The sequence below is a fragment of the Paenibacillus sp. GCM10027629 genome (assembly GCF_042676425.1).
In the GTDB taxonomy this organism is placed as follows: domain Bacteria; phylum Bacillota; class Bacilli; order Paenibacillales; family Paenibacillaceae; genus Paenibacillus_K; species Paenibacillus_K terrigena.
In genome coordinates this window covers 124,227-137,660 of the sequence record NZ_JBHTGZ010000003.1, presented here as the reverse complement: position 1 = coordinate 137,660, position 13,434 = coordinate 124,227, and the positions used below count along the sequence as shown (strand labels likewise).

Here is a 13,434-nt window from a genome sequence, read left to right as displayed (position 1 = left end):
AAGCGATTGACCGCTCATCAATTCGTACGCTTTCATCGACATGCTGACCATTTTCCTCCCGGGTCATTACCCCTTTCGGATCAAAGCTTGGGCCCTCTTCCTCATGAAGGTTTTGATGAAGCTAGAACTTCGCAATGCCAATTCACTTCTTGTTGTTCGTTATTTCTATTGCTAGTTCGAATCATAGAGTGAATTGCGATCCAAGAACACTGTCGTATTTAATTAATCCAGCAATGTAACCCTGTAAAATTTGATTTTTACTGTACTTCATGAAAAAACAAAAAAACGCCGCTCACTCCCAAAGGGATCTGAGCGGCGGTGTACATTTACGATTTAGTTATCGTTTGTTTCAGCACATGTTCTTTCGGCGTTACGCCATACTTTTTCTTGAATAGCTTGTAGAAATAGCTTTCATTTTCCATGCCAATCTTCTCGATGATCTGCACGATCGGAAGGTTTGAATTCTCCAGCATCTCTCTTGCCTTTTCCAATCGGACGCCATTAATATACTCCGACAGCGAAATCGTCATATTTTCTTTGAAAATTTTGCCCAGATGGGTAGAGGACATTTTCAGTTGTTCTGCGACAAGCTGCAAGCTTAGGCCTGGATCCGAATAACTTTCCTCGACGATCCCTTTAGCAGTCTCAATAATAAGGGCATGCTTCTCTGTATTGGATTGCTTGGCATTCCCTACGCCAAGGGAAATCAGCTGCATCAGCTCGTCCAAAATCTCTTCCATCGTTTCGAATTCCATCATCTTGAAATGATACACATTGTAATCGATATGTTGAGGTTGAAGCTTGGATTTGTTCATTTCATTGAGCGTATTCAATATAAAAGTCGTTACTTGCATAACCGATAACGTCATATTGTTGAAATTCTGCTCTTTAATCTCATCAAGGATGCTGACAATGACCTTTTCGGCATTTTGGATATTCCCCGACTTCATCGCATCAACCAGTTTTTTATTCCACTGCTGAGCATAGTACACTTGTTGATTTTCGTTATTAGCTGTCACGGAATCCCCTGTAATGATGGAATTTCTTCCGAATAGGAGCCGGTAGTTCGCATGATATAACGCTATACGATAGCTGCCTTCCAGTGCAATAGCAGATTCGGCCATTTCGCCAATGGACACGGATACAGTCATCTTGAAATAATTCATGATCATGTTCTGGGCTTCCGCAATACAGCCCGCCAGCGTAGGAATAACCTCGTCATGTTGGGCTTGTCCTGTATTCACGATCAGTACAATCTGGTCTTTCTTCATATCTACCGTTTCATTATAAAATTTAGCCTTCACCGTATCGTGCATAATATTGGCGATCGCAAACCGGAAGAGTTCTTGATCTCGATTGCTCTTCAGAAGAAAATGATTGTATTGATCGATACGAATCACACATACGACTAGCTTTCCGCCGGATTCGAACAATGCGGTGTTGCTTTCGATCGCACTAGCAATATCATCCTTCGTCATCGCATGACTATCAACAAGAAGATTGGTCAGATAATAATTGTTAAGCAGCCGGTCTTTCGAGCGGGTTTCTTGATAATATAACTCTCGATATTCATAGTATTTATTATACATTTGATTTAAGACACTAATTTCATCTTCAATTGGCTTGTCATCACTTTCATCCCGATCCATGATATTAATCTGTTTTACGAGTCTTCCGATTGGTATATAGATGTTCCTAGAGATCGCGAAGGAAGCAATTAACGCAAGAACAATGAATAGCAATGTAATCAGCAGAATAATGAATTTGATATGGTCTACATTTTGGAATACTTCTTGATAAGGCTGGACCTTCACCAGTACCCAATCGACCCGATTCAAGTGGATGTAAGACACATAGCTTTTTTCCCCTTTAAAATCCGTGGTGAAGGAATCGAAAGAGACCCCCGTATCTGTAATGGCGTTCTTAATGAAATGGCTGTAAAGCGACTCTAGGGATGCTTTCGTCTCCTGATCATGATTTGGATTGCCGATATTTACGCCATTACCGTTCAATAGATAAATATTGCTCTTAGATTTCGGATTCGAGGTGTTGATTCGATTGATATTCTCCAGCATCCAGTCCGCTTTAATATTCACATAAATGCTGTCATCCGGCTTATTCTCCTCGCTCAGCCAATCATACATCGCATAGGTGAACACACCATCCGTTGGCTTGGATGCAATCGGATACAGGCTCTCCACTTCTCTATAGATCGGCTTAAGTACAGGTACGACTTGGTTAGAACGCATCATCGTCTCAAGTCCGGGATCGATGCTGGATATCCCCTTGTGTGTCGACACATAGACCTTCGATTTGCCATTATAGATGACGATGGAATGAATGAATGCGTTATTGCTCATATAGGTCGTTCTTAAGTTTTCCAGCGCAGCACTTGCCTCGCGATAATTGTCGTTAATATGATCCATATCCAGAATAGCCTTCGTATCACTGCTCAAATAGATCGAGTTAGCTAAATTCTTCACCGTCTGGTCGAAGTTATCTACATTATAAGCAACCTGGGATAAGATCTGCTTGTTTAGATCATAGTTATTTCGGACCACAGAATTCTCAACGCCTAAGTAAATAATCGTAGAAAAGAAAATCAAAATACTTAAGAGAGCTAAAACCGTCCATAAATAAATCCTTACGAAATATTTACCTGATCTGAAAAATTTCTTCATGATAGCGCTTTACCCCTTTTGTCTATTCGCATGACCCATCATTCAATTACTATCATTTCCAAGTGTATTCTATCATGTGCAGTCAAATCGTTCCATAAATAACTTCTGATTCGCTGTATGAAAAAAGCCATTGATCCCATTTAAATTGGAATCAATGGCTTCTTCAAACTGATTATTGCAGAATTGCCTTGGCTACAATCGCAAGGTCTTCAATATCTACTTTTCCATCATGATTGACATCCGCTTTCGCATTCCAGCCTGGTTGACCTTCTTGCTTACCGTAAGCTGCCGCAACGATCGCCAAGTCTCCAACCGTGATACCGTCTTTTCCATTGACATCGGCGGAGATTTTCTTACTTTCAAACACTTGAATGGCTGCTTCCAATGCGGATTTCGCGCTATCCACCTGCTGCTGTGTAGCATTCGGATCGTTAGCTGTCGCTTTGGCCGCATCGATCGCCGACTGCAATTGCGCCTTGGATCCAACCACATACAGACCGTGCCCGTTTCCTTCTACGGCTGCATCGTACTTCGTCTGAGCGCTAGCGATCGCAGCATTCAAGAGCGACTTATCTACAGGTATACTGATTTGCAGCTTGTGGGAGACTTCCCCTACCTGTAACTCGTTACCCTCACCGCTCGCAATGATAACATTGCTTACAGAAACGGTCGTGTCGGTTGCTTGGGCAGCAGACTTGGCCGTAAAGTTGAATGTGAGCAGATCGCCTTGAGCATACACGTTCTCGCCAACGCTAGCAGCCACAATCCGGACTTGTCCAGGCACCTTTTCCTTTTGATCGATGACTTTAAATCCTTCTTTTAATGATGTAACCGAATTGAACTGCAAACTCATCGGATCATAGTGAAGCGTCAAATCTTGCCCATACAATTGCTGATATACGCTTTCTGTCACGCCGCTTAGTCCCATCGTCAGATCGAATGTTTGGCCAGGAGCTGCTTGATCTGCACCTGTCAATGTAGACTTAGGAGACACAGGAGACTGCTTAAAGAGTTGGATTTCTGCAACGTTAGCAAATCCGCCAGGCGAGTAATAGCGGAAATAACGGAAAGGTGTCTTGTCGGTTACCGCCGCCTTATACCATTTATAACCTCCGCCGAGGCTGCCTACTGTATACAGATTGACGAAGTTCGTTCCATCGTTAGAGCCTTGGAATATCCCTCCGGCCATCCGGCTTATATTACCTTTTCTAGGATAAAACTTGATGGTGTCGATCACTTGCTTGTTGTTTGCGCCAAAGTCTACAAGCACCCAGCCTGAAGCCGACGTCGTATCGGGCGATGTGTTTAAATCGTCATCGAACGCAAACCAGCCGTTCTGCTGCGTTGTCCCTGTGCCAGGCCATATATTCGTAGAAGCATTGACCATCGATTGCGTAACTGGAATCGATACAGGTGGCACCGGTACTTCGTTAGTACGAGGTATCCCCCCATACACTTCAAGTTCATAAACATTTGAATCTCCATTTTCAATAGCGTTTTGCCCACTTGTAATATAGAGGCGAACATACCTTACGGTCGATATCGGTATATACCTGTCCGTGCTGTTGGAAACGTTAGCTTCTACGGAATCAAGGTCATCCCAATCCGTTCCATCGATACTTCCCTGAATCGAGTAATTTTTTGTATTCAGCGATATAGTCTCTCCGCTTTCTCCCGCATGCATCACTACCCATCTAGCAATACTATAATTTTGTCCAAGATCGACCTTCAGCCATTTATCTCCGGTCGTCGTGGACGACCACTTGCTGCCACTTGTAGACGATCCGTCTACAGCTTTGGACGGATCGAATCCCGTCACATTCCCGTTGGCTGTAGCCGGCTTGTTCAAAACAACATTAATCGCAGCAGGATCGTAGTCTAAAGTAGTAACTTTGTACGGGCTGCTTTCATTTGAAACATTTCCTGCTGCATCCCTGGCTTTTACCGTAAATTGATAGGCCGTATTCGCGGTTAGCCCTGTCACTTTATAGCTCGTACTTCCTGTTGTCGATCCAATCAAGGTAGAGCCATTATAAACATCGTAGCCAATAACACCTACATTTCCATTGAAATTATCAGCAGCCTTATCCCATGACAAAGTGATCATCGTATCTGTTAGAACTTTCGCTGTGACATTGGAAGGCGTGGTAGGTGCCTGAGTATCTGCGGAAAGAGCATCCGTTGTATAATTTGTGATGGTCCAGGAAGCAATCGTACTTCTTGTGTTGACGTCCCTTCCATTGATGACCACCTTGTCGGCATAAATATCAAAAATCAAAGCTTGTGCGCCATCCACAATAGATCCATCTCTAATCATTGTAAAGTATTGTTCGTTATACAAGTTGCCCGGAATTCTCATATCATCATGCAAATGTCCTGTTATTAAAACGCTTTGAGGATATTGTCCCACAATGTCCTTAACCTTTTGATCCTGAGCCTCGTCGCTATTATAGGGGAATGGCGAAGAATACGCATGCGACTGGGACACAGTATCTTCTAATGGCTGGTGGAGAAATAAGAATATCGGTTTATCTTTACTAGCACCCTCCGCCAACTTAGCCTTTAACCATTCCAACTGGGTATCCGAAATATAAGCGCCGTCCTTATCATCAGCCTCCGATCCCAGATAGATGAAGTGGTATCCGTTTATCCACTTATCAAAATAAATGTCCGGCATTTTTGTTTTGTTCAGAAATCTGCTTTTCGCTACTTCGATTCCGCCAACCCATCTTACCTCGTGGTTCCCATATGCAAAATTGGGCTCCACATCGGGATACTTATTCATCGTGTTCATGACGACATCGTATTGCGCATCTGTGCCGTAATCGGTAATATCTCCAACAACGCTAACGGATCCCGCATTATTTCGCACAGCGTCCTGCATAGCATTGTCAAGTGCAATATTTTGTCTATCGCCTTGTTTAACTGCGTGAGTATCAGAAAAGACCATATAACTGAATTTATAGCTGGTATCCTTACTCGGATCTGTTGCAGCTAGAACGGTTACACTGATGCTAGTCGACAATGGGACATTATTCGAATTTGCAATATCCGACGGCAGAACTACCGTACCTGGTACCGTAAAACGTTGCTCGGTTTTTACAGTTGTATCATAACCTGAGGCAGCAACGTCCCAGTTTACAAATGTATTCGCATTACCGCCATCAGTCATCATAACTACTGTGCCAGGCAATCCAAGAGCTGCAGGTGAAGGCGCTGTTCCATTTATTACTCCAGTAATCGCTGCAGGGGTTGCGATGCTTGTTAGCGCCTTCGACATTATCCCTACTTTAAAAGTTGCTGTCTTACCGCGTACTGTGACTGTCAGTGTCTGGCTAGCCACTGCAGTTGAACTGCTAAAGCCACTTACATCAGAAGCTCTGACTTCCTCCACCCTTGTGGAACCATCAATGTAAGTGCCGGTGACAACTATTCCTGTGAGATCAAGGCTCTCACCGAGACGATATACTGTCTTTGTTGGCGGTGTTGTCATGGCAATACTGTTAAGCGTTTTTGAAAACTGAAACCAGTTTATGTTGGCTACGTACAATTTCCCCGTCGCAACCTTTAATACAAGATAAATATCATGAACTCCGGTAACATTGGTAATATCGGTAGATTGAGTCTGGTAGACATTCCAGTTATCTGGTGCTGTAGCTGCGACAGTAAGCGTTCCCGCTAAAGTGCCTGTCGGACTATCAAGCCTGACTTCAATATTACCGCCTCCATTCGATCCCTTTACTGCGATTCTTGAACTAAATTTCGTAGCGCCGTTAGCACCGCTTCCGAAGTCAATGTTGTTATACACTAAATACTGGCCGTCGTTCGTACCTCCTATACTTTTTCCGCCATCTGGGGAGTCTTCGATTTTAAGGGAGGTACCCGACTTGGCACTAAAGTTCTCTGCTTCCATCAGACTATACGCGTCGCTTGCGGGGGCGCTTGCTGCGTCGCTTACCGCGTCGCTTGCTGCATGCACTGGCGTATAGCCAGCAAAGTTACTGAATATGAGTGCAAACATCAGGATGAACGAAAGTGATGACTTTTTGAACTTCGCTAAAGTATCCATCTATACATCTCCTCTTATCTTCAATCTTGGTTATAAGTAATACTGCTACCGTTCTCGGACCATCGGCGGGGGTGCTCTATTGTTGAACAAGAGATTGTGCCACAGCGCAAGGGCAGTACATCGCGCTTTATGGCTGTAATCCACGCTGGACCGCCCATACCACGCCGAGCGCGAATATAACGGCCGACAAGCCGATCACAAACGGCGAATACCATTTCCGCGAGCGAATTTGCAGGAGTAAAGGCAGTATTGCTGCGACGATTGCCAATTGCCCAATTTCAATTCCTGCATTGAAGCTGAGCAGCGAGCTGATAAAATTACGGCTCGGAAGCCCCGTCTCCTGCAATGCACCGGCGAACCCCATCCCATGCACGAGACCGAAAGCGAATGTGAGCAGCCACCGGTAACGGGGGACTTTTGCTCTCCGGCGTATAAACCAATTTTCCGCTGCAACATAAGCTATGGAAAGAGCGATGACGATCTCGATCAGGCGCGAGTTGACTCGAATCAATTCCGTTGCCGTCAGCAGCAGCGTCACGCTGTGTGCTGCGGTGAACGCCGTTACAATGCGCAGTGCGTCCCGCCACCCGGTGGCGACAATGAGCAGGCAGAGCAGGAACAATAGATGATCATAGCCCGTCCAAATGTGCTTTATTCCAAGCCAGAGGTATTGAAGGAGCGTCCTGTTCGTATCGTGGTCGCCAGAGCTCTCGTATTGATGCACGCGGGTTCCTGTTTCAAAAAAAGTATCAACCACATCGTCACCGTTAACAATTGTTATAAAATTTACGTGTTGTGGGTCGATATCGTCAAACAGCAACGTATAATGAACAGTAAGATTGTCTATCGCAAACCTCGAAGTATACTCCAACAGCATCTGAACACCGTGGTTTTGTCCCTGGCCGGACAGCTCCGCCGAGACGAAGCGATATGCCAACGTTTCATCGCCCCGCTTCAGCTCTACATGCTGCCGTACGTAATCAGCAAGTCGGTCCTGGCCGCTGGCGAGCTCTTCCGCAGTCACCTGCTTATTTTCATCGGCATCAATAAACGGCAATTCCCCTTCATGAAGAAACAGCTCATAGACTGCGTGACGGCCTTCAATCGTAATTTGCGAGAAGCCTTTATTGGACTGATGCGCTTCGGCCGGCAGCGAACCTAAGCACCAACCTACCACGATCGATAGTAAAACTATCATTTTCCGTATAAATGCCATTACGATTTGACACCTTCCTCTTTCTTAGATCGATACATCTCTCATTCGGCAGCTTCAATTGTTAGGAAGAAGGATGATATCAAATGATATAATAGTGGTCGCCTTGCTTAGCCGGTTAACGTCAAATCTTGTTCTCACGTATTCTTTACTGCGCTAGTAGCGTATCCGTAAAGCCCACGGTCGAAAGGATCTTTTGTCTTAATGCGGAATAGAGTACCGAGGCTTTCGGTGCTTTATGATTCTCTCAACTTCATATGTGATATGAAGATACATAGGTTCATACCCGTTAGCACCACTTCCACTCCATTGTTGATTTATTTCCGATACAACGATCCGATTTCCCATCCTGGAAGACGACTGGTCAGAACTAACAAATCCGCTCGCAAAGAGGGAAATCATAGGGTAGATCAGGCGCTTCCTCCCTCGCAATAGAAGCCTGCAACATGAATCAGGGAATGCGATTTTCCCTTACCCTGTTATTGCTGTCTACGTTTCCATTTTAAAGAGAAAACAATAAGGTGAACAATCCGAAAAAAAGGTACAACTATACGAAAAAATGAACACATTCCAGGAGTATTCCTTAACGAAACAAACAGCTCATGAGGGTGTCGGCACCGCCATGAGCTGTTTGTAACTTGCAGCCCTATTGGGGAAGAGTTAGTTATTCATGAGAATACCGCCCGGACCAAATGATAGTCCAGACGGTTCTTTCATATGCAGCTAGGATCCAATAATTTTCTTGGCAATCGCCGCGAGGTCAATCCATGGCTTCCTTAAACGGATTATTGCAAAATTGCCTTCGCTACGATCGCAAGGTCTTCAATATCTACTTTTCCATCATGGTTGACATCGGCTTTCGCATTCCAGCCTGGCTGACCTTCTTGCTTACCGTATGCTGCTGCAACGATCGCCAAGTCACCAACCGTGATGCCGTCTTTGCCATTGACATCGGCGGAGATTTTCTTGCTTTCAAACACTTGAACGGCTGTTTCCAACGCTGATTTCGCGCTATCTACTTGCTGCTGCGTCGCATTCGGATCGTTCGCTGTTGCTTTCGCTGCATCGATCGCCAACTGCAATTGCGCCTTGGAACCTTTCGCATACATTCCGTGCTCATTTCCTTCCACAGCTGCATCGTACTTCGCCTGCGCGCTAGCAATTGCAGCATTCAAGCCGGACTTATCGACTGGGATACTGATTTGCAGCGCGTGAGAGGATCCATTCATCAGCAGTTCATTTCCCTCTCCATTCGCAATGGCAACATCGTCTACAGAAACGGTCGTATTGTCAGCCGGACCAGATTTCACCGTAAATTTGAATTTCAATAGATCCCCTTCGGCTGACACACCTTGTTTTCCGCCTACGCTAGCGGCAACAATTCGGATCTTCCCAGGCACGATCTCCTTGTGATCGATGACCTCAAATTCATCTCTCAAGGATGTTGCCGAATCGAATTGCAACTTCGCCGGATCATACTGCAGCGTCAAATCTTGTGCGTAGATTTGCTGATAAACGCTTTCTGTCACGCCGCTTAGTCCCATCGTCAGATCAAATGTTTGACCAGGAGCTACTTGATCTAAACCTGTCAATGTGGAATGCGGCTGCGATGACGCTTGAAGCACCGTCACTTGGATGCTTGTTGTCAAGGCTACATTGTTCGGATTGTCCACACCTGCAGGTAAAGTTACTGCTCCATTTACAGTGAAGGTCTGTGCCGTCTTTACAGTTGGATCATAACTTGCTGCTTCGACATTCCATGCCACATTGGCATTCATGCTTCCTTTATCCGTAACCAACTCTACTTCAGCAGGTAAGCCGAGAGCTTCAACCGTCTTGGCCATTCCGTTCGCCACCCCTGTGATTGCTGCAGGCGCCGTGATGCTCTTAAGCATCTGTTCTTGCCCAGCATTCATCAATTGAGTTACCTCAGCCTGAGTCAACGCACCGTTAAATACGCGAACGTCGTCCAGCAGTCCATCGTAAGCTTCTCCGCCGGATTCAGTGGCTCCCAGCACGATTTCATTCGTTACATTCGGAAGCGGTCCGAGATTCGTTGTGTCGCTTGCTACTACGTTACCGTCGACATAAATCTTCAGCCCGTGTGCACGATCGTAGGCAGCCACATAATGATGCCAATTGTTATCGTTGTAGGTCCATGGAAAATACAACGCTTTATAACTGGATGAACCATTGGGCCAATAGGCCACGCGAGCCTGATCCCCTGCCACCTGAAGGGCTGTGAAACGATTACTGTGACGGAAAATGCTCGTGAGGGTCTTTGGCTGAGAAGTCTTGAACCACAACGACACGCTCTCGTTGCCCGTTTGATTCAAAGTTGCCGAAGCGTTGATCGTGGCCCTTGAACCGCCGCTGAAAGCAAGCGCTCCGCCGATCTTGCCCGAATCGTTCCATGTCGGATTGTTAACCAAAGTTCCGGCATTGCCGTTGCCTGAAGAATCGCCGACGGTTGTACCTGAGCCTTCATCGAACTTCCAGTGGGCTACGAGTTCGGCTGCCTTTACAGTTACGCTAATGCTCGTGGTCAAAGGAACATTATTCGGGTTTATGACGCCAATAGGAAGCGTTACATCTCCTGATACCGTGAAGGTCTGCGCCGTCGTGACAGTTGGATCGTAGTTTGCATTATTTAAATCCCAAGTCACACTGGTATCCACAGTTCCCGCATCGGTTACAAGCTTTACTTTGGTAGGCAATCCAAGAGCTTCCGCTGTTTTTGCCGTTCCGATGGCCGCTGTTACTGATGCAGGTGCTGTGATGCTGTTCAATTTTTGGTCAGGCTGCTCTATCAACTCAAGCGATCGAATGACGACTCTTTCCGCAACTTTCAACCTTATCGTATGGGGACCTTCAGTTAAAGCTACGGTAGTTGAAGTTGTCCTAAAATTCCCCCAACCACCGGTACTCGGCAATAATGTTGTGTTCTGCAAAACACCATCAACAATAAAATCAACTCCAATAGCACCACCGTCATATCTACCTGTCAAGTAATTTGCACGGTAATTTCCTGTACTCTTTACATTCACTGAGTAGTCCAGCCATGTGTCTTTCGGTAGAATGCCTGTTTCTAGTGCTCCCATGTATATAAAGTCATGCTTTGCTATATAGTTTACAGCATTTATCACGCCAGGCACGGATACTGTTCCTACCTTTAAGGTATATATATCTACAGTAAAAGTAGCAGTCTTCCCACCCACAGTAACCGTTAACGTCTGACCCTTTTCCACAGCACTGGGATTAAAGCCGGTGATGTTGTTTCCATTTATGGTCTCATTCCGTGTAGAACCATCGCTGTAGGTGCCAACAACGGTCATGCCGCTGACATCAAATTTTTCATCTATCGCATAACTCCGCTTTGTTGGCAGATTTGTAATTGCGATGCTTTCCAACTTAGCGTCAGAGGTCTCATTGGCAATCGCTTTTATCTGATCGGTAGACAAAGCTTGATTATAGATCCTAACAGCATCAATACGTCCATTGAAGCCATGTTTGCCGCTGCTGTCTGCACCGATATATGTCCCTGTTGTTGGTGCAGCAGGAGTTGTTGCATTATTAGTTACGGGTACGCTGTTGCCATTTACATATAGCTCCCAGGTGCCGTTTCTACTTGTCGCAGTGACATTTGTCCATTGTCCCGCAGTCAAAGCAGTCTGCGATTCCAGGATCGTCTGACCGTTGATCGCGATGGACACCTTATCGCCCTGATTATGATCCAGTACGATGGAATAACCATTGGTAAGGCCATCGCCATTGGATAAGATCGTCTGCGATCCCGAAGTTGCACCATTCCACTTCACCCATGCTGTTAGCGTTAGATCGTCAGTTTTTGTCGATACAAGGTCAGCACTTGCATAATTACCGTCAGCACCGTCGAGGCTGAGTGAAGCTGAACCTTCCATTTTATTTGTCGTATCAAAGGCAGCACTCCCATGCAGGGTTGCATTGAACCCATTAGGGATACTGTCGTTGCCATTGCTGTTGAATCCCCACATCGTGCTGTAATTGACGGGTTCGATAATTTGTAATTTATCCAGGTTCACTTCTGTTGCGTTGTTGTCTCTTTTTACGGCTATCTTGTTATACGGACCCGGCTTCAGTTCAATAGCAACATCCAAATCGCTATATGAACCCGTTCCTCCGGTAGTCGGAACGCTAAGCGTCTGTACCTTGGTTCCATTTACATATACCCCCATCGAAGCATTGGCAGCAGTGGCAGCATAACTTATTTTCAATATTTTTTGGCCGCCTGATACGCCTCCGTCAACCCTGAGCATCTCAAGATAGGCTCTTCCATCCTTCATATTGACAACCTTGCCGCCAGACGCATTTACATCATTGGCATGGGTTGCGTAAGAGAATGAACCCTCTTCAGCTTCGTATACGCCGGTTGTATTCGGTCTCAGTTGTATCGTTCCATTCCAAATCGTTGTTTTAGAATTGAGATCTTTGCCCCTCATTTGCACCTTGTCTTTATACACATCAAATATTAAACCCTGATTGTTCACAACAGCTCCATCTCTTACTGCTGAGAATTTATCACTATATAAATTACCTTCCAATTTAATATCATCATGGAGATGCCCTGTTATAAAAACACTTTGCGGATAATTCGCCAAAATGTCCTTTATTTTATACTGTTGCTGTGAATTAAGTCCCCAATAATTATCAGATGGATATGATTTAGATACAGTTGCGTCTAATGGCTGATGCAAGAACAGAAAAATCGGCTTGCTTGGGTCGGCATCTTCAGCCAGCGTGTTATCCAACCAACTGATCGTCTCGTCAGTAAAACCTGCCGGTTTTAACTCAGGACTTAAAAAAATGAAATGATAACCATTGATCCACTTATCGTAGTTTAAACTCGGCGCTCCTGTCTTCGTTAAAAATCTGTTCTTGGATATGTTGAAATCATTTTCATAGTCATACTCGTGATTTCCCATTGTATAATATACAGGAGCATGAGGTTTTGAGTTCATCATATTCATGACAGCGTCATATTCATCGTCTCTTTCAAAATTGGTGATGTCTCCGACCACAGCTATTGCACTGACATTGTTAGCAACAGAGTCATCCAACGCCTTGGAAAGATTCGTCGTATTGTCATGTATGTCAGATATCGACATAAAGCTGAATATAGGACCTTCCGCGGTTTTTTCTGCCCCTGCTGCAGAGCCTTCTGCCTGAAAAAGCGCAGCACTAAGGCCAGCACTGCCTGCTAGGACTATAGCCGTCATCGTTATTGCTAGAAATGACTTTTTAACCTTGTTAAGAACCAACATGAATTGAACCTCCTATAAAATTGATGTTTTACTGCAAGATTATCACCCCGATTTCATCCTACCTACGATCACTGATACATTCAATAACTCTACTTTTAAGGTTATATGAAGATAACATTCAGGCTCATATCAGTGACCACCAAATAAAATAAAAGTGCCGAAAAGTCCTTT

At 45.0% G+C, this 13,434-nt stretch carries 4 protein-coding genes; all 4 read right to left on the bottom strand.

What is annotated here, in order from left to right; translation table 11 throughout:
• Window positions 1-326: 326 nt before the first annotated feature.
• The gene (locus ACFQZR_RS01520) at window positions 327-2,681 is read right to left on the bottom strand and encodes a helix-turn-helix domain-containing protein (protein ID WP_379342202.1); all 2,355 of its coding nucleotides are present in this window, start codon (window positions 2,679-2,681) and stop codon (window positions 327-329) included.
• Window positions 2,682-2,853: 172 nt separating this feature from the next.
• Window positions 2,854-6,750, bottom strand: a complete 3,897-nt coding sequence (locus tag ACFQZR_RS01515) for a carbohydrate-binding protein (protein WP_379342200.1) — start codon at window positions 6,748-6,750, stop codon at window positions 2,854-2,856.
• 127 nt (window positions 6,751-6,877) lie between these two features.
• Window positions 6,878-7,948 (bottom strand): HupE/UreJ family protein, encoded by a 1,071-nt coding sequence (locus ACFQZR_RS01510; protein WP_379342198.1) that lies wholly within the window; start codon window positions 7,946-7,948, stop codon window positions 6,878-6,880.
• An 800-nt stretch (window positions 7,949-8,748) separates the two neighbouring features.
• On the bottom strand, window positions 8,749-13,263 hold the full coding sequence (locus tag ACFQZR_RS01505; RefSeq protein ID WP_379342196.1) for a LamG-like jellyroll fold domain-containing protein: 4,515 nt from the start codon (window positions 13,261-13,263) through the stop codon (window positions 8,749-8,751).
• Window positions 13,264-13,434 lie beyond the last annotated feature (171 nt).